The organism is uncultured Jannaschia sp. (genome assembly GCF_947494055.1).
GTDB lineage: Bacteria > Pseudomonadota > Alphaproteobacteria > Rhodobacterales > Rhodobacteraceae > Jannaschia.
In genome coordinates, this window is sequence record NZ_CANLTR010000001.1 from 1 (window position 1) to 24,229 (window position 24,229).

The following is a 24,229-nucleotide window of genomic DNA, read 5'->3' on the forward strand; positions in this document are numbered from 1 at the left end:
ACCACCGGCCGCGCGCTACGCTACACCGAGGGCTCCGCGCGCGGCCTCCTACACCACCAGCCGGGGCACTACCCGCGCTTTCCGGGACGGACCCGGAGATGCGGCTTTCACCAGTCCACCAGACGCCTTCTGAACAATACGGCTCCGGGAATGACTCGTCGTGTCCCGGCTGGTAAAGGCTAGCAGAGGCTTTCGAAGGATCGCGCGTGCATGGCGACCTACCGCGACACGTTTCCGGACACGGACACCGGATTGTTCCTGGCCTATGTCGGCATGGAAACCGACCTGATCTTTACGCGCGGCATCGATCTGTCAGGGTTCGCGTCGTACCCGCTCCTGCAAACGGCGGACGGCCGTGCGCTGCTCGAAGGGTATCTGAAGAACATTATCGAACTCGCGAGGGAGATGGGCCACGGCGTGATCCTCGAAAGCCCGACCTGGGTCGCCAACCGGGATCGAGGCGCGGCGATCGGGTATTCTCCCCGGACGTTGAAACGGCTCAACCGGGACGCGATAGCCTTGATGGCAGACATACGCGCCGCCAGCGGTGACGTGCCGACGATCATCAGCGCCAATATCGGACCACGCGACGACGCTTACGAACCCGCGGCGCGAATGACCGCCGAGGAAGCGGATCGCTATCACTCCGAACAGATCGCGGCCCTCGCGGATACGGACGTCGATATCGTGAGCGCCTACACGCTCGCCTACCCGGCCGAAGCGATAGGTATCGTCCGGGCAGCGCGGCATTTCGGATTACCGGTCGTGATTTCCTTTACCGTGGAGACGGACGGCAAACTCCCCACGGGAAGCACGTTGCCGGACGCTATTGCGGAGGTCGATTCCGCGACGGACGGATATGCGGCTTATTTCATGATCAACTGCGCGCATCCGGACCATTTCAGCCCCGTTCTCGAGGACCAGCACTGGTTGCTACGGGTCCAGGGGCTCGTCGCGAACGCATCGCGTTGCAGTCATGCCGAGCTGGATGAAGCGGAAGAACTGGATGACGGTGATCCGGACGAGCTTGCGCAACAGCTTTCCGACATTCGGCGGCGATTCCCGCATATTCGCGTCCTGGGCGGGTGCTGCGGCACCGACATGCGCCACATGCGAAACATCGCTGTGGCGGCTGCCTTGTAGGCCAAACCTTCACGCCCGCCATCCTTGCACGGAACAGGCTCCCGTCGATCTTTCGCCGTTGAGAGACAAGGTTGTCGGAAAGTGAGGCGACCCTGACATCGCGCAAGGCCATTCCTTCACCGTTTTCGGATGGAATTGCTCGGCCTCGGTGGCAGGCTTCAGCAGCAATCTCGACACCGAGCCGCTTGTGGATCCGTCATCTCAGCCTCAGAGAACGGACAGGATCGCCGCATAGGCGACCGCCGCGCCGACGAACGGCCAGAACCGGCTTTCGCGCTCCTCCGGCAGTTCCTCCTTCAGCACGTTCAGCACGACCCCGCCGGCCAAGAAGGCGAATAGGAAGGCGATCCAGATCTCCGACAGATCGGCGAGGCTGCCCAGTACCCAGCCCCCCAGGACGGCCCCGGCAAGGACCCAGCGCGCGACGCGATCGTAGCGCGCCTGATGGTCCTGCCGAAGCCCGAAATCGTTGGTGACGAAATGCAGCGCCATCACCGCCCCGTAGATCACCAGCGACCGGAACCCGGCATCCTCCCGGTGCAACAGGAGATAGCCGATGATCACGTTGTAGAGCGCGAAGGAGCCGATATGGAGCCAGAACGCCCAGGCCGTTGGATGCGCCCGCTCCACGCGCTTGCGGTGCGTTTTTATGGCCCGCTCCAGCCCGTAGAACGTCACCAGTCCGGTGAGCGCGAGCGAATAGACGATCGCTTCTGCGGCCGCCTCGTCCGTCTCGAGTTCGTGGGCGAAGGTGGCCCGGTGGCTCGCGAGTTCCGGCAGGATGTGCAGGAAGACATAGGCGACCGCCACGCCGCCCGCCCCCGACAACCAACGGCTGCGGGGGGTGCGGTCGAGGACCTTGATCCAGCCGATGCCGACGTGAACGAGGGCGAACAGGCTCGCGAAGAGGAAGCTGGCGACGATCATGCCGGGTCAATGCCGGGCGGCGTGCTCCGTTCCCCGCGCCCGCCCGGAGACCGGATCCGGTCCGGGAGGGGACGGTCCGAAGGCGCGATCAGGCCCGCGTCACGTCGTGGTCGTAGAGCCAGCGATAGGCACCGGTCAGCGTCGACGGCCGCACCCGGTCGAGCGTCCGCAGCGCCAGATGCGCCGCCCGTTTCCGCGCGCCCGACAGGTGATAGTTCCGCGCGTTCCCCCGCGCCGCGCGGAGCGCCCGCGCCACGCGGGGCCGGCGCGCATCCTCCCAAGCGGCCGGATCGTCCAGCATCGCGGCCAGCGTCCACGCGTCCTCGAGGGCGAGGTTGGCGCCCTGCGCCAGAAAGGGCAGCGTCGGATGCGCGGCATCACCGATCAGGGTGCAGACGCCCCGACGCCAACGCGGCGTCGCCCCATGATCCATGAGCCCCCAGAGATGCACCATATCGACCTGCGCCAGGAGGCCGGGCACCGGGTCCGCGAACCCGGCGAAAGCGCGACGGAGGTTCTCGGGCGCGTCCCTTCGCGACCAGCCCTCCGCGGCCCACTCGGCACGCTCCTCCACGGCCACGAGGTTGAGCGAGGTGCCGTCCCGCAGGGGATAGCAGACCAGGTGCCGTCCGGGCCCGGCATGGATGCGCGCCTCGCCGGGCCAATCCGTGACCGGCACGATGGCCCGCCAGGCGACCTGCCCGGTGAAGTCCGGACGGTGATCCGGCGCGACGAAGGCCCGCGCCGCCCCGCGTGCGCCATCGGCGCCGATCAGGCGGGACGTCGCGATCGTCTCGCCGGACGCCAGCCGGAGTTCGCGCCCGTCGACCCCGACCCCCGCGACCTCCGCCCCGAGCCGGATCGCGACACCCGTCGCCTCGGCCCGGGCCGCCAAGGCGGCGATCAGGTCGGCGCGATGCAGGAACCGGAAGCCGGGCCCGAGCGGGGCGCGAATGACGCGGCGTCCCGTAAGGCCTTCGATCAGGTGGATCGCCGCATTCCCGATCGCGGGCGGCGCGACGCCCAGCGCGTCCAGCACCCGTCCGCCATTCGGCGCGATCTGCAGGCCGGCCCCGATCTCCGTCAGCGCCGGGGCCTGTTCAAGGAGGGTGACGGCGTGGCCACGCTGCGCACAGGCGATGGCGCAGGCCAGCCCGGCGACACCGCCGCCGAGAATCGTGACGGCACCGCGACGGGCGTCAGTCGTCGCGATGGACCTTCTCGCGCCGCTCGTGCGTCTCCTGCGCCTCGACCGTCATCGTGGCGATCGGGCGCGCGTCGAGACGCTTGAGCGAGATCGGCTCGCCGGTCTTCTCGCAATAGCCGTACTCGCCCTCCTCGATCCGGCGCAGGGCCGCGTCGATCTTGGCGATGAGCTTGCGCTGCCGGTCCCGGGTGCGCAGCTCGAGGGCGCGGTCGGTCTCCTCGGAGGCGCGGTCGGCGATGTCGGGGATCGAACGCGCGGCGTCCTGCAGCCCCTCGATCGTCCGCTCGGTCTCGTCCAGCAGGTCGTTTTTCCAGGCGAGGAGCTTGCGGCGGAAATATTCCGTCTGCCGATCGTTCATGAACGGTTCGTCCTCGGCGGGCGTGTAATGGTTCGGAAGAAAGGTTTCGGCTTTCATGTGCGGTCCCTCGTGCCGGTTAATATGAGGACGGGGCCGTGGCGGACCTCCGTATCCGGCGCTTATGGCGGGCGCTTACAGGAGACCGCCCGCGATGTCACGCCCCGCGGGGGGTCCTGTTGGCTCCGTGTCACCGGGCTGTTATCGCGCGGGAAACGATGGCGGGCGAGGTCGCGGAATGATGCGGTTCGAGGGAACAAGCGACTACGTCGCGACGGATGATCTGCGGGTCGCGGTCAACGCGGCGATCACGCTGGAGCGGCCGCTTCTGGTCAAGGGCGAGCCGGGCACCGGCAAGACCGAGCTCGCCCGGCAGGTGGCCGCCGCGCTCGACGTGCCGATTCTCGAATGGTCCGTGAAGTCCACCACCCGCGCGCAGCAGGGCCTCTACGAATACGATGCCGTCAGCCGCCTGCGCGACAGCCAGCTCGGCGACGAGCGCGTCCACGAGATCTCGAACTACATCCGCCGCGGCCGGCTCTGGCAGGCCTTCGCGGCGGAGGAGCGCGTCGTCCTGCTCATCGACGAGATCGACAAGGCCGATATCGAGTTCCCCAACGACCTGTTGCAGGAGCTCGACCGGATGGAGTTCCATGTCTACGAGACCGGCGAGACCGTCCGCGCGCGCCACCGCCCGATCGTCATCATCACGTCGAACAACGAGAAGGAGCTGCCCGACGCGTTCCTGCGCCGCTGCTTCTTCCACTACATCCGCTTTCCCGACGAAGACACGCTGCGCCGGATCGTGGAGGTCCACCATCCCGGCCTGAAGCCCGCCCTCCTGACCGCCGCGCTCACCAGCTTCTTCGCGCTCCGCGAGCAGCCGGGGCTGAAGAAGAAGCCCTCCACCTCGGAGATGCTGGACTGGCTGAAGCTGCTGCTGGCCGAGGATCTCTCGCCCGAGGATCTCCGGCGCGACGGCGCGAACGCCTTGCCGCGCCTGCACGGCGCGCTCCTGAAGAACGAACAGGACGTGCATCTCTTCGAGCGGCTGGCTTTCATGGCCCGAGGGGGGCGCTAGGCGTCCGGACGCCGATCGGCGACGGCCCGCCGCATTCCGGTCACATTCCCCGCCCATGATCGACGGCAACGCACGAAGATGCGAGCGGGCAGGAATGGACGAACACGCACTCGAGCTTCGGCCGGTGACGGCGGCGGACCGGACAGTCTGGGGCGAACTCTGGACCGGCTACCTGGCCTATTACGAAACCGAGCTTCCGACGCAGGTCTACGAGACGTCGTTTGCGCGGCTTCTGTCGGACGATCCGACCTCGTTCTCCGGCCTGATCGCCTGGTCCGGTGGTGCCGCAAAGGGGCTCGTGCACTGGGGCCGGCACCCCCACATGTGGCGACCCGAGGGCGTGGTCTACCTTCAGGACCTCTACACCGTGCCGGAGGCGCGCGGGCGCGGCATCGCGCGGCGACTGATCGAGGCGGTCTACGCGGATGCGGATGCGCGGGGATGTCCGCATGTCTACTGGCTGACGCAGGAGTTCAACTACGCGGGCCGAATGCTCTACGACCGGATCGGCCGGCGCACGCCCTTCATTCGCTACGACCGTCCCCTCTGATGCGCCGGACGCTCGTCACCCTCGCCGTCATGGCGCTCGCCGCCTGCGCGCCGGTCCTGCCGCAGGCGACGCGCGGCGCGGTGGCGGAGGCCCGGATGGACCTGCCGCCGTTGCGCCGGTTCTCGGGCCCGCCCGCGCTCGCGATCCCGGTGCAGTCGAACCGGTCGCTCGCCCGCGACTTCATGGCGCTGACCTTCCGGCTCGAGACGGGGACGCAACTCGACACCTTCACCCGGTTCGAGGGTCCGATCACCGTCGGCGTGGAGGCACGCGGGCCGGTCCCGGGGACCCTCGGCCCCGATCTCGACGATCTCCTCGCGCGATTGCGGACGGAAGCCGGGATCGAGATCGCGCGCGCGACGCCGGGTGAGAAGCCCTCGATCACCGTCAGCGCCCTGCCCCGCGCGACGCTCGCGCGCCATGTGCCCGGCGCGGCCTGCTTCGTCGTGCCGCGAGTGAGCGGCTGGGCCGATTACCTCGCGCGCCGCAGAACGGACGCGGTCGACTGGACCACGCTCGTCACGCGCAGTCGGGTCAGCGTGTTCCTGCCCGCCGACGTCAGCCCGCAGGAGATTCGCGACTGCCTGCACGAGGAGCTGGCGCAGGCGCTCGGGCCTCTCAACGACCTCTACCGCCTGCCGCATTCGGTCTTCAACGACGACAACATGCATGTCGTGCTGACGGATTACGACATGACGATCCTGCGGGCGACCTACGATCCCCGGCTCGCCTCCGGCATGTCGCGCGACGCGGTCGCGGCGCGGCTTCCGGCGATCCTCGCGGACGCCAATCCCCGGGGCCGCGTCGCGGCGCGGGCGGCCGCGGCGTCGGACGCGAACTGGGATGCGGCGCTGCGCGGCGCGCTCGACCCGGCCGGCACGGACCGGACGCGGCTCGACAGCGCGCGGCGCGCCGTGGCGCTGGCGGAGGCGGCGGACTGGCCCGACGGGCGGCTCGCCATGTCGCATCTGGCGCGCGGCCGGGCCGCACTCCCGCTGGACGGCGACGAGGCCGTCGCGTCGTTCCGCACTGCCGAGCGGACCTACCGACGCGCCTTCGGCCGTGGCCTGCAGACGGCGCAGGTCTCGATCCAGCTGGCCGCCTTCGCGCTCTCCTCGGGCCGGGCGGACATCGCGCTGGCGGAGCTCGACCGGGCGATCCCGGCGGCCTACGACGGCCAGAACGCCGCGCTTCTCGCCACGCTCCTGCTGATGCGGGCCGAAGCGGTCGAACTGCGGGGCGACGCCGCCGAGGCACGCGCCACGAGGCGCGAAGGGCTGGCCTGGGGCCGCTACGCCTGGGGCGACGCCGCGCTGACGCGGCAGGCCGCCGAGGTTGCGAGCCTGCGCCCGGCGGCGTAAGGCGCGGCCATGCTCCCCCTGATCACAGCCATTCTCGGCGCCGTCCTCGGCGCGTTCACCGCCCGCCGCCGGCGCGGCAACGGCTTCGACATCGCGCAATGGGCGACGGTCTGGGCGATCATCGGCGGGCTCCTGGGCTTCCTCGCGCTCCTCGTGCTCGTGCGGCTCTGACCGGAGGCGCGATGTTCCTGCGCTTCTTCGAGACCCTGAGAGCCGCCGGCGTGCCCGTCTCGCTGCGCGAGCATCTGGCCTTTCTCGACGGCATGGCCGCGGGTCTCGTCACCTTCGACGTCGAGGGGTTCTACTACCTCGCCCGCGCTGCGCTGGTGAAGGACGAGCGGCATATCGACCGGTTCGACCGCGCCTTCGCCGAGACGTTCGAGGGACTGGAGCATATCTCGACCGAGGACGTGCTGAACGCCGTCGACCTGCCCGCCGACTGGCTGGCGAAACAGGCGGAGAAACACCTGAGCCCGGAGGAGCGCGCCGAGATCGAGGCGGCGGGCGGGTTCGACAAGCTGATGGAGAAGCTGCGCGAGCGTCTGGCCGAGCAGACGGACCGTCATCAGGGCGGCTCCAAGTGGATCGGCACCGCCGGCACCTCGCCGTTCGGCGCCTACGGCTACAACCCCGAGGGCGTCCGCATCGGTCAGGACGAGAGCCGTCACCGGCGCGCCGTCAAGGTCTGGGACCGTCGCGAGTTCCGCAACCTCGACGACAGCGTGGAACTCGGCACGCGCAACATCAAGGTCGCGCTGAAGCGCCTGCGCGCCTGGGCGCGGGAGGGCGCGGCGGACGAGCTCGACCTCGACGACACGATCCGGTCCACCGCGAAGGCGGGCTATCTGGACGTGAAGACCCGGCCGGAGCGGCGGAATGCGGTGAAGCTGCTGCTGTTCCTCGACATCGGCGGTTCGATGGACCCGCATGTCCAGGTGGTGGAGGAGCTGTTCTCCGCCGCCCGCGCCGAGTTCCGCACGCTCGAGCACTTCTACTTCCACAACTGCCTCTACGAAGGCGTGTGGCGCGACAATCGCCGCCGCTGGAACGCGGTCACGCCGACGCAGGAGGTGCTCAATACCTACGGCCCCGACTACCGCTGCATCTTCGTCGGCGACGCCGCCATGTCGCCCTACGAGATCGCCGTCCCCGGCGGCGCCAACGAGCACTGGAACGCCGAAGCCGGACAGGTCTGGCTCGAACGGGCGCGGGGGCAATGGGGTCGCAACCTCTGGATCAACCCGCTGCCGCGCGAACATTGGGACCACACCCGTTCCGTCGGCATGATCCGCGAGATCTTCGGGGACCGGATGGTGCCGATGACGCTCGAAGGGCTGGCGCGGGGGATGCGGATGCTGACCCGCTGACCGATCGTGCATACGTCAAGTTGCTTGATTAATCAAAGGTCGGATTGGACGCGCGCAAGTCGGCGTCGCAGTCCTGGCGATATTGCATGTCCATCGGTTCGTCGCGGACCGGGCGGACATATTCGTCAAGTTGCTTGAATAAGTCGCGCGCCGGCGAAAGGTCGGTCGCATGCGACGTGCCGACCGGTTCCCTTCGGCCGCCATCGCCCCCATATCGTCTGGCGATGCTGAAGCTTCCCGCCCTCCTCCTCGCGCTCGGCTACGGGCTCGTCATGTGGTTCTTCTCCGCCTGGCGGCTGAAGCGGGAGATGGACGAGTCCTCGACCCAGCTCGAGGATACCCGCCTCGACGCGGTGTTCGGGCGGATGGCCAAGGTGCTCGACGTGCCGCGGATCCGGGTGAACGTCCACGAGGTGCAGCCGGTCAACGGGCTCGCCGCGCCCGACGGACGCATCTTCCTGACCCGCGGCTTCCTCGACAAGTTCCGCACCGGCGAGGTCACGGCGGAGGAGCTTGCGAGCGTCGTGGCGCACGAGTTGGGCCATGTGGCCCTCGGCCATTCGCGGCGGCGGCTCATCGACTTCTCCGGCCAGAACGCGATCCGCGTGGTCCTGATGGGCGTGCTGGGCCGGGTCCTGCCGGGCGTCGGACCCTATCTGGCGAACATGCTCGCCTCGCTCGTGGCCGCGCGGCTCTCGCGGCAGGACGAGTACGAGGCCGACGCCTATGCCAGCGCGCTTCTCGTCAAGTCCGGTATCGGCACCGGGCCGCAGAAATCGCTGTTCCAGAAGCTCGAGAAGATGCACGGCGCCGGTGGCCGCGGCGTGCCGGCCTGGATGCTGAGCCATCCGAAGAGCGACGAGCGGATCGCCGCGATCGAGGCGAACGAGGCCCGCTGGCAGGTCGAGCGCTGAGCCTCTGGACGCGGGCCGCCCGCTCCGGCAGATGCGGGGCATGAGCGCCGCGACCCCCGACATCCTCTGCATCGGCTCGGTCCTGTGGGACGTGATCGGCCGGTCCAACGCCCACATGGAGCGGGGATCGGACGTGCCGGGCCGGATCGTGCGCCTGCCCGGCGGCGTCGCGCTCAACGTCGCGATGGCGGCGCGGGCCTACGGGATGACGCCCGCGCTCCTGTCCTGCGTCGGGCGGGACGCGGCGGGCGACGAGCTCGTGGCGGCGCTCGACCGGATGGGGCTGGTGACCGACACGCTCTACCGCTCCGAGGATCTGCCGACCGACATCTACATGGCCGTCGAGGGCGGCAACGGCCTGATCGCCGCCATCGCCGACGCCCATTCGCTGGAGGCGGCGGGGGAGAAGGTGCTGCGCCCGCTGGAGCGGCTCGCCTTCGCGGGCCCGATCGCCGTGGACGGGAACCTCACGCAGGACCTGCTCGCGCGGATCGCGGGGCGCGACGACCTTCGCGGCGCGGATCTGCGCCTAGCGCCCGCTTCGCCCGGCAAGGCGGAACGGCTGCTGCCCTTCCTCGAGCATCCCTCCGCCACGCTCTACGTCAATCTCGAGGAGGCCGGGCTGCTGCTGCACGCGCCGCAGGACGACGCCGCCCGGGCGGCGGAAGCCCTGCGCGAACGCGGCCTGTACCGGGCGCTGGTGACGGACGGCCCCCGGCTCGCCGCCTGTGCGCATCCCGGCGGCGTCGAGGCGCGTGCCCCGCGCGAGGTGATGGTGACGCGCGTGACCGGCGCGGGCGACACGTTCATGGCCGCGCACATCGCCGCCGAAGTGCAGGGAATGGACGTCGCGCGGGCGCTCGACCGGGCGCTGGAGGCGGCGGCGACCTACGTTTCGGGCGACACCTACTGATCGCACCCTGCCCGTTTCGCGGGCATCGGGCCACGTGCGGCATCGCCGCGGCGCGGGGGCTTGGTTGGCCTGCGTCCTTTGGCTTGTTCGCGCTCCGCGCCCGTCCTATGTCGGGGCGGCACCCAGACGGAACGACACATTTCCATGCAACTCGGCGACGACACGCCATCTCGCCCGCCGCGTCCGGGCCTGTTCGCCCGGTTGAGGAACAATTTCCTGACCGGCCTGATCGTGATCGCGCCGATCGGACTGACGTTCTGGCTGATCTGGTCGGTGATCGGCTGGATCGACGGGTGGGTGCTGCCCTTCGTGCCGCACCGCTACCGGCCCGATATATGGCTTCTGCAGCAATTCGGCCTCGACCTCGACATCCGCGGCATCGGGGTCGCGTTCTTCCTCGTCTTCACGCTGATCGTCGGCTGGGCAGCCAAGGGACTCATCGGCCGGTCGATCCTGCGCTTCGCCGAGAACCTCGTGCAGACCATGCCGATCGTGCGTTCGGTCTACGGCGGCCTCAAGCAGATCGCCGAGACGATCCTCGCGCAGGACCAGTCGAGCTTTGAGCAGGCCTGCCTAGTCGAATATCCCCGTAAGGGCATCTGGGCCATCGGCTTCGTCTCGACCAGCGCCAAGGGCGAGCTTGCGGCGCGGGCCGAGATGCCGATGCTGTCGGTCTTCCTGCCGACCACGCCGAACCCGACATCGGGATTCCTGCTGCTGGTTCCCGAGGACGACGTGGTGATGCTCGACATGAGCGTCGAGGATGCGGCCAAGCTCGTGATCTCGGCCGGCCTCGTCTATCCGGGCGAAAAGGACGCGAAGGACCGGGTGCCGGACCTCGACCCGGCCGGTTGAGCGCGTCCTTCAGACGGGATTGGTGTCCGACGGACGGCGATATTCGCCGTCATGCACGTGATCGATGCGGTCCTGCACATCCTGCGGCAGGCGGTCCCGGCGCAGCATGACCTTGCCGTCATGTGCATCGGCGATGTGGTCCGGCCCGATCTCGAGTTCGCCGTAGCCCTCGATATGCACGATCAGGTGGTCCGGTCGCACGTCGCGGACGGCGCCGATGCCGGTCTCGCCGTCCTTCACGAAGAGTTCGTCCTCGACTCGAATGCTGGACAGGGGCATGGCGTGGTCTCCTTGGCGGGCGGGGTATGGAACGCGCGGTTCCGGTGCGATACCCGATCAACGCATGCCGGGCCCCGCAAGTTCGCGCGAAATCGAACTGCCACGGCACGGACGCCGGTTTCGCGCTGTCAGGCCGGGCCGAGCGCGGCCACGCGCGCGGCGAAATCCTCGCCGCGTCGCTCGAAATTGTCGTATTGATCGAAGCTCGCCGCGGCCGGCGCCAGCAACACCGTCTCCCCCGGTCGCGCCTCGGCGGCGGCGTGCGCGACGGCCGTGGCCATGTCGGTGCAGATCTCCATGGCCACCCCCGGCCCGAGGGCCAGCGCGAAGGCCTCGGCCTCGCGCCCGATCACGTAGGCCCGGACGACGTGGCCCAGATGCGGCTGCAGCCCGCCGAGCCCGCCTTCCTTCATCAGCCCGCCGCAGATCCAGCGGACGCGGTCGAAGGCCTGCAGCGCCTGCGCCGCGGCGTCGACATTGGTGGCCTTGGAATCGTTGACGAAGGCCACCCCGCCCCGCTCCGCGATCCGCTGCGAACGGTGCGGCAGGCCGGGATAGGAGCGCAGCCCCGCCTCGATCTCGCGCGGGCCGAGGCCCAGAGCGCGGGCCGCGGCCCAGGCGGCGCAGGCGTTCTGGTGGTTGTGGCGCCCCGGCAGGCCGGGCACGTCGCGCAGGTCCACGCTCGCGATCTGCCGCGCCTTGCGATGCTCGGCCAGCCACCCCTTCCGCGCGGTGACGCGCCAGCCAGCGCCGGTGAGCTTGCCCGTGGAGACGCGGATCACCCGGTCGTCGCCGGGCGCCTCCTGCATCTGGTTGGCGAGGAACCGCCCCTCGTCCTCGTCCACGCCGACTACCGCGCGGTCCGGGCCGCCTTCCGCGAAGAGCCGGCGCTTGGCGGCGAAGTAGCCGCCCGGCCCCGCATGGCGGTCGAGATGGTCGGGCGAGAGGTTGGTGAGCACCGCGATGTCGGGCGTCAGCGAACGGGCGAGTTCGGTCTGGTAGCTCGACAGCTCCAGCACGACCACGTCCGCCTCCCCCGGCGGATCGAGGTCGAGCACGCCACGCCCGATATTGCCGGCCAGATGCGCGGTACGGCCGGCATGGGTGAGGATGTGGTGCAGCAGCGCCGAGGTCGTGGACTTGCCGTTCGACCCGGTGATCGCGACCGTCCGGGGCGGCGCGCCGTCCTGCCCAAGCGAGCGGAAGAACAGGCCGATATCGTTGTCCACCGCCACGCCCGCGTCCCAGGCGGCGCGGATCGCCGGGTGCGGCGCGGGATAGAGGTGCGGGATGCCGGGCGAGGTGACGAGCGTGACGACCCCTTCGAGCGCGCCGGGCTGCGTCAGGTCGCGGCACGCGAACCCCTCCGCCGCCGCCGCCGTCCGGCCTGCCTCGCCGTCGTCCCAGGCGATCACGTCCGCGCCGCCCGCCCGCAATGCCCGCGCCGCGCTGAGCCCCGAACGGCCGAGGCCCAGCACGGCGACGGTCGCGCCGGCGTAGCCGCCCACGGGGATCATTCCGCCTCCATCCGCATCTCGCGCCCCATCTGCTTCAGCGCCTCCCAGGGCGAGGGGTCGAGGACCGGGAAGACGGGCCCCTCGCGGTACCCCTGCACCACGGGAATCGCGAGGATCGCAGCGCCGATGAGGAACGCGACCGCCCCGTAGCGCGCCGCCGTCTCGGCCAGGGAAAGCGGCGGTCGTGCGCGCGCGGTGCGCCAACCGAGATAGCGTGCCAGGAGCCGCACGTCGCGCTCACCGTACCTTCAGCGTGGCGAGGCCGATCAGCGCGAGGATCAGCGCGATGATCCAGAACCGGATCACGACCTGCGGCTCGGCCCAGCCCTTCTTCTCGAAATGGTGGTGGATCGGCGCCATCAGGAAGACCCGCTTGCCGGTCGACTTGAAGTAGGCGACCTGGATGATAACCGACAGCGCCTCCACCACGAAGAGGCCGCCGATGATCGCCCAGACCAGCTCGTGCTTGGTGACGACCGCGATCGTGCCGAGCGCGCCGCCGAGCGCGAGCGAGCCGGTGTCGCCCATGAAGACGGCTGCCGGCGGGGCGTTGTACCACAGGAACCCGAGCCCGCCGCCGATCAGCCCCGCGCAGAAGATCAGCAGCTCCCCCGTGCCCGGCACGTAGTGGACGTCGAGATAGTCGGTGAAGTCCACCCGACCGACCGCGTAGGAGATCACGCCCAGCGTGCCGGCGGCGATCATCACCGGCATGATGGCGAGCCCGTCGAGCCCGTCGGTCAGGTTCACCGCATTGGCGGAGCCCACGATCACCAGCATCACGAAGGGCAGGTAGAACCACGACAGGTTCAGCAGCACGTTCTTGAAGACCGGCACGGCGAGCTGTCCTTCGAGTTCCGCCGGGTGGACGTAGAGCGCCACGAGCGCCGCGACGAGGCCGATCGCGAAGCCGAGCGCCAGCCGCACCCGGCCGGGCACGCCCTTGCTGTTGCCGGCGCTGACCTTGGAATAGTCGTCGACGAAGCCGATCGCGCCGAAGCTGATCGTCACGCCGAGGACGAGCCAGACATAGGCATTGTCGAGCCGCCCGAACATCAGCGTCGCCACCGTCACCGCGCCGAGGATGAGCACGCCCCCCATCGTCGGCGTGCCGGCCTTGGCGAAATGCGTCTGCGGTCCGTCCTCCCGGATCGGCTGGCCGCGCCGCTGCCGCTTGCGGAGCAGGTCGATGAGCGGACGGCCGAACAGGAAGCCGAAGATCAGCGCGGTGAAGAACGCGCCGCCGGCCCGGACGGTGATGTAGTTGAAGAGGTTGAAGACCCCGCCGCCGTCCGAGAATGTGGTGAGCCAGTAGAACATCCGTCACGCCTGCCGTTCGGTGTCGCCCAGGGCGCGCAGCCCGTCGACCAGCAGCGTCATCCCCATCGACAGCGAACCCTTCACAAGGATCGCGTCGCCCGGCCGGACCATCTCGCGCAGATGGCGGGCCATCCGCGTCGCGTCGGCCTCGTGGTGGCCGCGCTGGTTCGGGTCCAATGCGTCGTGCAGGCCGTGCATCAGCTCGCCCACCGTATGCACCGTGTCGAGCCGCTCGGTGGCGGGATGCCGGGCCAGCGCGCGGTGCAGCACCGGGCCGGTCGGGCCGAGCTCGCGCATGTCGCCCAGGATCGCGATCCGCCGCGCGCGCCGGGGAACCTCGGTGGCGGCGAGCAGGTCGAGCGCGGCGCCGACGCTCGCCGGGTTGGCGTTGTAGCTGTCGTCGATCAGGTCCACCGGGGCGGCGTCCGGGTGCAGCGAGATCGCGTATCGGCGGCCGCGCCCCTCGGGCGGGGTCCAGTCGGCCAGCCGCAGCGCCGCGCGCGCCACGTCGCCGCCGACGGCATGCACGGCGGCCAGCACCGCCATCGCGTTCGGCGCGAAATGCGCGCCGGGCGCGCCGATCCGCAGCATCACGTCGCCCAGCGGCGTGATCGCGGCACAGGTCGTGCTGTCGGCATTGGCGTTGACCTGGACCAGCCGCCAATCCGCACCCGCGGTCCGGCCGAAGGACACGCCCGCCGGGCGGGCGAGGATGTCGGTCATCTCGCTGTCGGCGTTCCAGATCGCCGTCCCCCCGGGGGTCAGCCCCTCGAAGATCGACGCCTTCTCGCGCGCGATGCCCGCGAGCCCGTCCGGAAACGCCTCCAGGTGGACCGGTTCGATGTTCGTGACCACCGCGACGTCCGGCGCGGCGAGCCGGACGAGCGGGGCGATCTCGCCGGGGTGGTTCATGCCGATCTCGACGATGCCGTACTGACATTCCGGCGGCATGTTGGCGAGCGTGAGCGGTACGCCCCATTGGTTGTTGAAGGACTTGACCGCCGCATGGGTGACGCCCTGCGCGGACAGAACGTGGCGCAGCATGTCCTTGGTGGAAGTCTTGCCGACGCTGCCGGTGACGGCGATGACGCGCGCCGCCGTCCGGGCGCGCCCGGCGCAGCCCATCGCCTCGAGCGCGGCCTGCACGTCGTCGACGATCAGCAGCGGCGCGTCGGCGCAGCCCTCGGGGACATGCGAGACCATCGCGGCTCCCGCCCCGGCCTCGAGCGCGGCGCGCACGAAGTCGTGCCCGTCGCGCGCCGCCGAGAGCGCGACGAACATCTCGCCCGGTCGGATCGCCCGACTGTCGATGGAGAGCGGCCCGGTTTTCCAGTCGCCCCGGACCCGGCCGCCGGTGGCGTCGGCGGCGTCCCCGGCCGTCCAGAGGCTCATGCCCGTCCCTCCAGCGCCGCCACCGAGATCGACGCCTGCTCCGCGTCGTCGAAGGGCAGCACCATGTCGCCCACCACCTGTCCGGTCTCGTGGCCCTTGCCCATGATCAGAAGCGCGTCGCCCGGCTCCAGCAGGCCCGCGCCGCAGAGGATCGCCTCCGCCCGGTCGCCGATCTCCGTCGCGTCGGGCGCGCCCTCGCGGATCGCGGCCCGGATCGCGGCCGGGTCCTCGCTGCGCGGATTGTCGTCGGTCACGATCACGAGGTCGGCATTCTCCGCCGCGGCTCGCCCCATCAGCGGACGCTTGCCGCGGTCGCGGTCCCCGCCCGCGCCGACGATGGCGACGATCCGGCCCATCACGTGCGGGCGAAGCGCGGCGAGCGCGGTCGCCACGGCGCCGGGCGTATGCGCGTAATCCACGAAGATCGCCGCCCCGTTGCGGCGCGACGCGGCGAGCTGCATCCGCCCGCGGACGCCGGCGAGCTTCGGCAGGGCGGCGAAGACCGCCTCCGGCGCCTCGCCCCCCGCGACGGCGAGGCCCGCCGCCACGAGCGCGTTCGCCGCCTGGAAGCCGCCGATCAGGTCGAGCCGGGCGCTGTGGCCCTGTCCCTGCCAGCGGAACAGGACCTCCTGCCCCGTCGTGTCGAAGCGCTGCCCCGTCAGGCGCAGGCGCGCGGCCTCGTTGCGGCCGACGCCGATCACCTCCTGCCCCCGGCTCTCGCAGGCGGCGGCGAGGTCGGGGCCGTGCGGGTCGTCGAGGTTGATGACGGCGATTCCGTCGCCCGGCAGCACGCGGTCGAAGAGCCCGGCCTTGGCCGCGAGATAGGTGCCCATGTCGCCGTGATAGTCGAGATGGTCCTGCGTCAGGTTGGTGAAGGCCGCCGCCGCCAGGCGCACCGCCTCCAGCCGCCGCTGGTCGAGCCCGTGCGAGGATGCCTCCATCGCCGCGTGGGTCACGCCGAAGGCCGCCATCTCGGCCAGCAACCCGTGCAGCGATATCGGCTCCGGCGTGGTATGGAGCGCCGGGGCGTGGAACGCGCCCTCCACGCCGGTCGTGCCGATATTGACCGCCGTGAGGCCGAGCGCCTCCCAGATCTGGCGGGTGAAGCTCGCCACGCTGGTCTTGCCGTTGGTCCCGGTCACCGCGACCATCAGCTCGGGCTGCGCGCCGGCCATCAGCGCGGCGGCGAAGGCCAGCGCGGCGCGCGGATCCTCGACCACGATCGCCGGCGCCTCGGCGGGAATCATCCGGGCGCCGGCCGGGTCGGTCAGGATCGCCGCCGCGCCGCGGGCCAGCGCGTCGGCGGCGAAGCGCGCGCCGTGGGTCGCGCTGCCGGGTAGCGCCGCGAACAGGTCGCCCGCACGGACCTTCCGATTGTCCACCGCGAGCCCCGTCACGGCGAGGTCCGCGGGGCCGGTCAGGCCGAGTTCGGAAAGGGTCTTCTGCATCGGTCCATGTCCCCCGGGCGCGGGCCTAGCGCGGGTCGGGCCGCGCGTCCATCACTGCACGGCTGCGTTGGCGAGATAGGCGCCGAACGTGTCAGACCCGGCATCGAAATCCGGCCGCACGCCCAGAAGGGGCGCGATCCGGCGAACGATTTCCGCGGCGATCGGCACGGCGGTCCACCCCGCCGTCCGCCGCTCCTCGCCCGCCGCCTCGATCTCCGGCTCGTCCAGGGAGACGACGAGGACGTAGTCGGGATCGTTCGCCGGAAAGATGCCGGCGAAGGTGGTGATGACCTTGTCGTCGTAATAGCCGCCGGTCGGGCTGGGCTTGTCGGCGGTGCCGGTCTTGCCGCCGACCTGATAGCCCTCGACCTCGGCCAGCGAGGCGGTGCCGCGCGTCACGACCTGCCGCAGCATGTGCCGCGCCTCTGCCGAGACGCGGGGGCTGACGACGCGGGGGCCGGGCTCCGGCGGGGTCTCGCGCGCCAGCAGCGTCGGCGTCACCCGGGTGCCGCCGCCGAGGAGCGACGCGTAGGCGGTGGCGAGGTGCAGCGGCGAGGCCGACAGGCCGTGGCCGTAGCTGACGGTGGCCGTCGTGATGTCGGGCCAGCGCGTGGGCACGATGGGCTTCGCGCCCGGCGCCTCGGTCAGCTCCACCGGCGTCGGATCGAAGAAGCCGAGCGATCTCAGGAACGCCTGCTGGCGGGTGGCGCCGATGTCGAGAGCCATGCGCGCGGTGCCCCGGTTCGAGGATTCGACGATCACGTCGGTGACCGAGAGGCGCGGCCCGTAATCGTGGAAGTCGCGGATCGTGAAGCGATTGACGCGCAGCGGGCCCGACGTGTCGATCATCGTCCGGGCATTGGTCAGGCCCAGTTCCAGCGATTGCGACGCGGCGAAGATCTTGAAGGTGGAGCCGAGTTCGTAGACGCCCTGCACCGCGCGGTTGAAGAGCGGATCGTCCCCCCGGTCGCCCTCCGTCCGGACCTGCGGACGGTCGTTCGGGTCGAAATCCGGCAGGCTCGCCATCGAGACGATCTCGCCGGTCCGCGCGTTCATCAGGATCGCGGCCGCCCCCTTGGCCTGCATCAGGTTCATGCCGGACGCGAGCACCCGTTCCACCGCCGTCTGCACCGACAGGTCGAGCGACAGCCGGAGCGGCGCGCCTTCGCGGGCGGGGTCGCCCAGATACGCGTCGAACACCGCTTCCACGCCGGCCACGCCGCGGATCTCGGCGGCGCGGACGTCCTGTTCGCCGTAGCGGGCGCCGCCGAGGATATGCGCGGCGAGCGGGCCGTTCGGATAGACCCGCATCTCGCGCCGCCCGAACAGGAGGCCCGGCTCGCCCAGATCGAAGACGGCCTGTTGCTGCTCGGGGGATATGTTTCCCTTGAGCCAGTAGAACTTGGAGCCCGAGGTGAAGCGGCGTGTCCAGGTCGCGGCCTCCATTTCGGGGAACACGCTGGCGAGCCCCTCGGCGGCGGCGGCGGGGTCCACCATCTTGTGCGGCTGCGCATAGAGCGCGGTGGCGGAGACGTTGGTGGCGAGCACCCGTCCCTCCCGGTCGGTGATGTCGGCACGCTCGGAGACGATGCCGGCGCCGGCGAGCCCGCCCGTCGCGGGCTCGCGCGCCTCGGAGGCCGAGATCGCGCCCATCTTCGCGCCGATCACGGCGAAACCGAAGACGAAGCAGACCGCGGTGAACTTGATCCGTCGCTCGGCCCGCCGGCGGGCCTTCTCCGGGTTCTCGCGGGCGGGCGCGGGCCGCGCCGGCGCGGTCGTCGGCGCGACGGGCACGAAGGGGTCGGTCGCGATGGCGCGGCGGCGTCGGAAGGGATGTCTCACGGCAACTGCTCTCCGTCGCGGGCCGGCGCGGGCGGCACGACGGGTTCGCGCACCTCCTCCTCGAGCCGGTGGTTCATCACGATCACCCCGTCGATCTCGGTCTCGAGCGCGCGGGCGGCCCAGTCGAAGCCCAGCTCGCGCGGGCCGGCCGTGGCGGGATAGGCGACCTGATCGGTCTCGGCGAAATGGTCCGCGGAGAGGGGCACGAGGCCCAGCATCTCGAAATTCATCTCCGCCAGTTCGTGCAGGCGGTCGGGGCGATTGAGATAGGCCCATTCGGCGCGCAGCATCGCGAGCTCCTGATGCCGGGCGCCGATCTCCCGCTCGAGACGGGCCACCTGCCGCTCGAGCGTACGGGTCTCGTAGCTCGAGCCATAGGCCCAGAAGGCAAGGCCGATCACCGCGCAGATCGACAGGGTGTAGAGCAAGCCGCGCATCAGATCGCCTCCAGTCGCACGGGATCGGGCAGGCCCAGCGCGCGGCGCGGCACGGAACCGGCGGGCGCGGCGGTCCGGCGGGCGAGGCGCAGGCGGGCGGAGCGGGCGCGCGGATTGCGCGCGACCTCCGCCGCGGTCGGCGACACCGCCTTGTGGGTCAAGGTGAAGGCCGGATCGCGGATCTCGCGTGCCGGGGCGTGCCGGCTGCCGCCGCCACCGGCATCGGCGCGGTCGGCGAGGAAGCGCTTGACCGCGCGGTCCTCGACCGAGTGGAAGGTCACCACGGCGAGCCACCCGCCGGGGGCGAGCGCGCGCTCGGCCGCGGACAGCCCCTCGGCCAGCTCTCCGAACTCGTCGTTCACGGCAATGCGGATCGCCTGGAAGCTGCGGGTCGCGGGGTGCGACTGGCCGGGCTTCGGGCGCGGCAGGCAGGCGGCGACGGTCTCGGCCAGATCCGCCGTCGTCACGAAGGGCGTTTCCGTGCGGCGGCGGACGATGGCGCGGGCGATCCGCCGGGCGGCCCGCTCCTCGCCGTAACGGTGCAGGATGTCGGCCAGCGTCGCCTCCGGCAGCGTGTTCACGAGCTCGGCGGCGGTCGGCCCCGCCTCCCCCATCCGCATGTCGAGCGGTCCGTCGCGCAGGAAGGAGAAGCCGCGATCGGCTTCGTCGAGCTGCATCGAGGAGACGCCGAGGTCGAGGACGACGCCGTCGAGGTCGCGCGCCGCTTCGTCCATGTTCGAGAACACGTCCTGCACCAGCGTCACGCGGCCCTCGGCGTAGTCGCGGGCCCAGTCGCGCGCCATCCGGTGCGCAAGCGGGTCGCGGTCGAGACCGACAACCCTGTCGGCACCAGCGTCCAGAAGGCCCCTCGTGTAGCCGCCCGCGCCCATCGTGCCGTCGAGCCATGTGCCGCGCACGGGTGCCACGGCCTCGAGGATCGCATCGAGGAGGACGGGGACATGAGGCGCATCGGAACCGGCCATCGTTCAGTCCACCAGCCGGCGCTTGCGTGGCAGCAGGCTCGCGATCGAGGTGCCTTCGGGCAGCGTGCCGAGGAGCGCCGCCAACGGGTCGACCGATTCCTGCGGCGCATCGGGCGAGTGGATGCGGAAGGTCTTGCCCATGCCGGCGAAGACCGCCTCCCCGTCGACGGCGACGCGGTCGCGCAGCGCCCTCGTCAGGATCAGGCGGCCGCTGTCGTCGATCGTGAGCGTGTCGGCATGGCGGAAATAGTAGGCATTGAGCGCCGGCAGGAGCGGATCGTTCTCCTCCATCTCGTCGAGGAGGTCGGCGATCTCGTCGAACGAGGCCATCGAATGACAGGTCAGCCAGGGCTCGCGCGGGTCGCCGTAGAGGACATGGACGCGCGGGTTGGTGCCGGGCTCGCGGTCGGGGTCGGCACGGTCCAGCACGCGACGGAACTCGGCGGGGATGGAGACCCGGCCCTTCGCGTCCACCTTGTGGGTGCTCGTGCTGATGAAGCGCTGCTTCAAGACCGCTCCTCGCCTGCGCCGCCCGGCGGCTCGTTGGTTTCACCGCCCCCGCCCGGGCAGGGCGCGCGACAGAAAAGGGCGAACCGGGGTCTGCCAACCCGGTCCGCCCTATTTCCCCGTCGAACGGACCCGTCAGATGGTCCAGTCGGGGCGTCCTCGGCGCGCTGTCACAGTGGGGGATGTCCGATAAGCGCGCCTCGGAGCCTTGTCGTCCAGAGACGTATGTGGGGGGTGCCTGTTTTGACCTGCCTCGTTTGGGTTTTAGGGGTCTGAGGTCTTCGCCTCTTTCCTCCCCGTGCTCTGTGAAGTCTTGATGCCACGAGAGGGACGGTCTGGGAAGCCCTCTCATGCCACTCGAACCCACTTTTCTTATCCACAGCGTGTGGGAAAATCTGTGGACAAGAAATTCATGCACATGATCCGGGCTTCGTGCGCGGGGTGGACCCAAGATGTTGTGTCAGCTTCAGGACGGATCGGTATCGCGCCTCGGCCACGCTTACGTTTCGTCCCTGCACGAATACGGAGCAGTTTACAGAATCTTAATCTCTCGGATTCGACCCGCGCAAGACGGTTGAAATGCGACTGCTGACCGGATTCCCAATGAATCCAGTCACCTTGTTCGCATGACGCTTGGTCGTCGAATCACGCGACCGCGATCCGGTCGTGATCGCGTAGGACGCTGTCGTAATCACCGACCCGAATCCCCCGATGGGCCGGTATCGCGAGTGCGCCCCGTTCGACGGCTTCATGGCATCGCGGGGCATGCGGGGGCGTGATCGTGCCTCGGACGCCAGAGCCGCCGATCGAAAAATCGCGACGCGCGCCCGGCGCATTGGCTCAGGCGAGGCCGTCCTCGATCATCTTTCGTGCGAGCGCGGCGAACGCGTCCGCCATCGCACCCGTTCCGGCGGCGACCGGCCGGCCCGCGTCGCCCGCGAGTCGCGTGTCGAGGTCGATGGGCAGCGCGCCGAGGAACGGCAGGCCGAGCCGCTTCGCCTCGGTCGCGACGCCGCCATGGCCGAAAATATGCGCCTCGTGGCCGCATTCCGGACAATGGAACAGCGACATGTTCTCGATCAGGCCGAGGACGGGCGTCTTCACCGTCGCGAACATGTCGAGCGCCTTGCGCGCGTCGAGAAGCGAGACGTCCTGCGGCGTCGAGACGACGATGGCGCCGTCGACCACGGCCTTCGTGCAGAGCGTGAGCTGCACGTCGCCGGTGCCGGGCGGCAGATCCACGATCAGCACGTCGAGCGGGCCGCCCGCATGATGGGTCCATTCCACCTGCCCAAGCATCTGCTGCAGCGCGCCCATGAGCATCGGGCCGCGCCAGACCACGGCCTTGTCCTCCGGCAGCATGAGCCCGATCGACATCATCGTGACGCCGTGCGCCTCGAGCGGGAGGATGCGCTTGCCGTCGGGCGAAGCGGGCCGCTGGCTCACGCCCATCATCCGCGGCTGGCTCGGGCCGTAGATGTCGGCGTCCAGAAGCCCGACCTTGCGCCCCTGACGGGCCAGCGCGACGGCAAGGTTCGAACTGACCGTGGACTTGCCGACCCCGCCCTTGCCGGACGCGATGGCGATCACCCGCGCCACGCCGGGCACGCGCATCGGCCCGTCCTGCGGCTTCGGGTGGCCGCCGACCTTGAGCGCGGGCGGTGCCTTCTCGGAGGTGGGCGCGGTTAGCACGGCCTGCACGCGCGCGGCGCCCGGCAGGCGGGCGACGGCGGCCTCGGCGGCGGCGCGAAGCGGTTCGGACACGCGAGCGATCTCGGCGGAGGGCACCTCGATCACGAAGCGCACGTCGCCGCCATCGACGACCAGCGCCCGGATCATGTCCGACGAAACCAGATCGCCGCCGTCCGGGGTGGCGATCTGCGACAGGGTCCGGGTGACGTCCTCGCGGGTGACTGTCATGGCATGGCCCTCCTTCGAGGGCTACGTGGCCCGCCTGCCGCGCGATGGCAAGGCCAGCCACCCGGTCACCGCGGCGCCCAGTAGCCCGCCGACGAGAAGGACGCGCGGCAGGCCAAAGAATCCGGCGAGCCAGCCGAGCACCCCCGAACCGAGCGCCACCGCGCCGATGCCGACGACGACCCAGAGCGACATGACGCGCCCGCGCAACGCGTCGGGCAACTCCTCCTGCACGGCCGCCTGCAGGCTGACGCCCGAAAACGTGGAGGCGAAGCCCAGCACCGCCGTCCAGCCGAGCGCCGCCCACCATTCGTGCGACAGCCCCACCAGCGCGACGGCGAGAACGCCGAGCACCAGCGTCAGGCGGGTGATCGGTGCGATGCCGCCCTGCCCCACGCCCGCCGCCTTGGCGAGCGCCGCGACCAGCGCGCCGAACCCCGCCGCGGCCGTCAGCACGCCCAGACCCTCGGCGCCGCGGGCGTGCACGCCCTCGGCCATGACCGGAAGCAACTCCAGATAGCCCCTGACGAGGATCGCGATCGCGCCGGTCAGGATCATCGCCTCGCGCGCCACGGGATGAGTGGCGATGTAGCGCAAGCCCTCGGCGATCCCCTCGCGGACGCTGGTTCGGCCCTGGCTTGCCGGAAGCGGCCGCGGGTCCATCCAGCGCGTCGCCACGAGCATCGGGAGATACAGGATCGACGACATCCACAAGGTCGCCACCGGCCCGAAGGCGGCGAGAGCCAACCCGGTCAGAACGGGGGCGACCATCCGAGCCAGGTTGAAGTTCAGCGCCGTGAGCGCAATCACGTTCGGCACGTCCGCCTTGGGCACCAGCCGGGGACCGAGCGACATCCGCACCGGATGGTGCGCGGCGGTGACCGACCCGATCGACAGCGCGACGACGACGAGTGCCGGTTTCCCGAGGCCCGGTCCCCCGGCCAGCATGGCGGTCCCCGCGAGCAACGCGCACATGGTCCCGGAGGTGAAGATCAGCGCGCGCCGTATGTCCGCCCGGTCCACCAGGACGCCGAAGACGGGCCCGGCCAGGATCATCGGCGCAAGCCCGAGCGCCGCGATCAGGCCCACGAACGGCGCCGAGCCCGAGACCTGCCAGGCGAGCCAGCCCAGCGTGACCCGTTGCGCCCAGAGTGCCTGGGTGAGGGGAACCGCGGCGATGAAGTAGGCCCGGAAGCCGGAATGGGAAAGCGCGCTCATGCCGGCAGAGCTAGGGCGGGGCAGCCGGAAGTTAAAATGCACTTAAGCCGGCCATGCAGTTGCTGCATGGCAGCATTGAGACATCGATCGTTGTGCAAGCGCAGCATCAGCGCCATGTTCCAGTCAACGAAACGAACACACCGACCGGCAATGGGGCCGGAAGGACATTGGAGCGAACGGCTCCGGACAAAGGAAATCGACATGGCACACGCAATCAACGGTACGACGGGCAATTTCGCCACCCTGCTGCGCAGCAACGTCGCGGCTCGTCTCGATGGTGTACGTGCGGAACTGGCCAAGCGCCGCGTCTACCGTAACACCTACAAGGAACTGTCGGCGTTGTCGGACCGCGATCTGGCGGATCTCGGCATCAGCCGCGCCTCCATCCGCACCATCTCCCAGGAGGCGGCCTACGGACACTGAGTTACCCTGGCCCGCGTCCTCCCTCGCGGGTTCGGGGATTGCGGCGGCGATCTCCTCCCTGATCCAACCGCCGCATAAAATTCCGGCCTCTCCTCCTCCCTTGGGGCCGGATAAGACCCTCGCTTCTCTCCTCCCTTGGGGCCAGGGTCACAGAAGGAACCGGCGGCGTCCTCTCCTCCCTTGGGCGTCGTCGGGCCCCCTTCGAAGATTTTTCGGGAACCTCGGGCGGTCGTCCGGACGTTCCTGTCAGGGTTTCGACGGTCGCCTCTCCTC

25 protein-coding genes are annotated in these 24,229 nt (G+C 70.2%); 10 read left to right on the top strand and 15 right to left on the bottom strand.

What is annotated here, in order from left to right; genetic code table 11:
* The first annotated feature begins 210 nt into the window (after window positions 1–210).
* The gene (locus tag Q1A87_RS00005; RefSeq protein WP_299645775.1) at window positions 211–1,143 is read left to right on the top strand and encodes a homocysteine S-methyltransferase family protein; all 933 of its coding nucleotides are present in this window, start codon (window positions 211–213) and stop codon (window positions 1,141–1,143) included.
* Window positions 1,144–1,350: 207 nt separating this feature from the next.
* Here Q1A87_RS00005 and Q1A87_RS00010 read toward each other — a convergent pair whose 3' ends face one another.
* The 3 genes from Q1A87_RS00010 to dksA all read right to left on the bottom strand — a co-directional run bounded on the left by Q1A87_RS00010 (window position 1,351) and on the right by dksA (window position 3,692).
* Window positions 1,351–2,070: a hypothetical protein gene (locus tag Q1A87_RS00010; protein WP_299645777.1), complete on the bottom strand. Its 720-nt coding sequence runs from the start codon at window positions 2,068–2,070 to the stop codon at window positions 1,351–1,353.
* An 88-nt stretch (window positions 2,071–2,158) separates the two neighbouring features.
* Window positions 2,159–3,283, bottom strand: a complete 1,125-nt coding sequence (locus tag Q1A87_RS00015; protein ID WP_299646503.1) for an FAD-dependent monooxygenase — start codon at window positions 3,281–3,283, stop codon at window positions 2,159–2,161.
* Complete coding sequence (gene dksA, locus Q1A87_RS00020) at window positions 3,270–3,692, bottom strand: RNA polymerase-binding protein DksA (protein ID WP_299645779.1); 423 nt, start codon at window positions 3,690–3,692, stop codon at window positions 3,270–3,272. The genes Q1A87_RS00015 and dksA overlap by 14 nt, the downstream gene beginning before the upstream one ends.
* A 181-nt stretch (window positions 3,693–3,873) precedes the next feature.
* On the opposite strand from dksA, the gene Q1A87_RS00025 reads away from it, so the two are divergent.
* From Q1A87_RS00025 to Q1A87_RS00060, 8 genes are all read left to right on the top strand, one after another.
* Window positions 3,874–4,713 carry a MoxR family ATPase gene (locus Q1A87_RS00025; protein ID WP_299646505.1) on the top strand — a complete coding sequence of 280 codons (840 nt, stop codon included), beginning with the start codon at window positions 3,874–3,876 and terminating at the stop codon, window positions 4,711–4,713.
* A 94-nt stretch (window positions 4,714–4,807) separates the two neighbouring features.
* The gene (locus Q1A87_RS00030; RefSeq protein WP_299645780.1) at window positions 4,808–5,263 is read left to right on the top strand and encodes a GNAT family N-acetyltransferase; all 456 of its coding nucleotides are present in this window, start codon (window positions 4,808–4,810) and stop codon (window positions 5,261–5,263) included.
* Entirely contained in the window at window positions 5,263–6,624 is a 1,362-nt protein-coding gene (locus Q1A87_RS00035; protein ID WP_299645782.1) for a DUF2927 domain-containing protein, read from the top strand. Before Q1A87_RS00030 ends, Q1A87_RS00035 begins: the two co-directional genes overlap by 1 nt.
* Window positions 6,625–6,633: 9 nt before the next feature.
* Window positions 6,634–6,795: a hypothetical protein gene (locus tag Q1A87_RS00040; RefSeq protein WP_299645784.1), complete on the top strand. Its 162-nt coding sequence runs from the start codon at window positions 6,634–6,636 to the stop codon at window positions 6,793–6,795.
* Window positions 6,796–6,806: 11 nt separating this feature from the next.
* A complete protein-coding gene (locus tag Q1A87_RS00045) occupies window positions 6,807–7,991 on the top strand; it encodes a VWA domain-containing protein (RefSeq protein ID WP_299645786.1) in 1,185 nt (394 codons plus the stop codon).
* Window positions 7,992–8,215: 224 nt separating this feature from the next.
* Window positions 8,216–8,905 (top strand): M48 family metallopeptidase, encoded by a 690-nt coding sequence (locus tag Q1A87_RS00050; RefSeq protein ID WP_299645788.1) that lies wholly within the window; start codon window positions 8,216–8,218, stop codon window positions 8,903–8,905.
* A 40-nt stretch (window positions 8,906–8,945) separates the two neighbouring features.
* Window positions 8,946–9,818, top strand: a complete 873-nt coding sequence (locus Q1A87_RS00055; RefSeq protein ID WP_299645790.1) for a PfkB family carbohydrate kinase — start codon at window positions 8,946–8,948, stop codon at window positions 9,816–9,818.
* A 144-nt stretch (window positions 9,819–9,962) separates the two neighbouring features.
* A complete protein-coding gene (locus Q1A87_RS00060; protein WP_299645792.1) occupies window positions 9,963–10,673 on the top strand; it encodes a DUF502 domain-containing protein in 711 nt (236 codons plus the stop codon).
* Between the two features lie 9 nt (window positions 10,674–10,682).
* Here Q1A87_RS00060 and Q1A87_RS00065 read toward each other — a convergent pair whose 3' ends face one another.
* The 12 genes from Q1A87_RS00065 to Q1A87_RS00120 form a co-directional block, all read right to left on the bottom strand.
* The gene (locus Q1A87_RS00065; protein ID WP_299645794.1) at window positions 10,683–10,952 is read right to left on the bottom strand and encodes a hypothetical protein; all 270 of its coding nucleotides are present in this window, start codon (window positions 10,950–10,952) and stop codon (window positions 10,683–10,685) included.
* A 128-nt stretch (window positions 10,953–11,080) separates the two neighbouring features.
* Window positions 11,081–12,469 (bottom strand): UDP-N-acetylmuramoyl-L-alanine--D-glutamate ligase, encoded by a 1,389-nt coding sequence (gene murD / locus Q1A87_RS00070; RefSeq protein WP_299645796.1) that lies wholly within the window; start codon window positions 12,467–12,469, stop codon window positions 11,081–11,083.
* Window positions 12,466–12,699 (bottom strand): hypothetical protein, encoded by a 234-nt coding sequence (locus tag Q1A87_RS00075; protein ID WP_299645798.1) that lies wholly within the window; start codon window positions 12,697–12,699, stop codon window positions 12,466–12,468. Before Q1A87_RS00075 ends, murD begins: the two co-directional genes overlap by 4 nt.
* Before the next feature lie 7 nt (window positions 12,700–12,706).
* Window positions 12,707–13,789, bottom strand: a complete 1,083-nt coding sequence (mraY, locus tag Q1A87_RS00080) for a phospho-N-acetylmuramoyl-pentapeptide-transferase (RefSeq protein ID WP_299645800.1) — start codon at window positions 13,787–13,789, stop codon at window positions 12,707–12,709.
* 3 nt (window positions 13,790–13,792) lie between these two features.
* Complete coding sequence (gene murF / locus Q1A87_RS00085) at window positions 13,793–15,181, bottom strand: UDP-N-acetylmuramoyl-tripeptide--D-alanyl-D-alanine ligase (RefSeq protein ID WP_299645802.1); 1,389 nt, start codon at window positions 15,179–15,181, stop codon at window positions 13,793–13,795.
* A complete protein-coding gene (locus tag Q1A87_RS00090; protein ID WP_299645804.1) occupies window positions 15,178–16,629 on the bottom strand; it encodes a UDP-N-acetylmuramoyl-L-alanyl-D-glutamate--2,6-diaminopimelate ligase in 1,452 nt (483 codons plus the stop codon). The genes murF and Q1A87_RS00090 overlap by 4 nt, the downstream gene beginning before the upstream one ends.
* A gap of 51 nt (window positions 16,630–16,680) precedes the next feature.
* Window positions 16,681–18,423, bottom strand: coding sequence for a penicillin-binding protein 2 (locus Q1A87_RS00095; protein WP_299646507.1), 1,743 nt, complete (start codon window positions 18,421–18,423; stop codon window positions 16,681–16,683).
* Window positions 18,424–18,467: 44 nt separating this feature from the next.
* Entirely contained in the window at window positions 18,468–18,908 is a 441-nt protein-coding gene (locus Q1A87_RS00100) for a hypothetical protein (RefSeq protein ID WP_299645806.1), read from the bottom strand.
* Window positions 18,908–19,891, bottom strand: a complete 984-nt coding sequence (gene rsmH / locus Q1A87_RS00105; RefSeq protein WP_299645808.1) for a 16S rRNA (cytosine(1402)-N(4))-methyltransferase RsmH — start codon at window positions 19,889–19,891, stop codon at window positions 18,908–18,910. Before rsmH ends, Q1A87_RS00100 begins: the two co-directional genes overlap by 1 nt.
* A 3-nt stretch (window positions 19,892–19,894) precedes the next feature.
* Window positions 19,895–20,401: a hypothetical protein gene (locus Q1A87_RS00110; protein ID WP_299645809.1), complete on the bottom strand. Its 507-nt coding sequence runs from the start codon at window positions 20,399–20,401 to the stop codon at window positions 19,895–19,897.
* 837 nt (window positions 20,402–21,238) lie between these two features.
* Entirely contained in the window at window positions 21,239–22,318 is a 1,080-nt protein-coding gene (locus Q1A87_RS00115; protein WP_299645811.1) for an Mrp/NBP35 family ATP-binding protein, read from the bottom strand.
* Between the two features lie 21 nt (window positions 22,319–22,339).
* Window positions 22,340–23,533 carry an MFS transporter gene (locus tag Q1A87_RS00120; RefSeq protein ID WP_299645813.1) on the bottom strand — a complete coding sequence of 398 codons (1,194 nt, stop codon included), beginning with the start codon at window positions 23,531–23,533 and terminating at the stop codon, window positions 22,340–22,342.
* Between the two features lie 201 nt (window positions 23,534–23,734).
* On the opposite strand from Q1A87_RS00120, the gene Q1A87_RS00125 reads away from it, so the two are divergent.
* On the top strand, window positions 23,735–23,956 hold the full coding sequence (locus Q1A87_RS00125) for a DUF1127 domain-containing protein (RefSeq protein WP_299645815.1): 222 nt from the start codon (window positions 23,735–23,737) through the stop codon (window positions 23,954–23,956).
* Window positions 23,957–24,229: the final 273 nt, after the last annotated feature.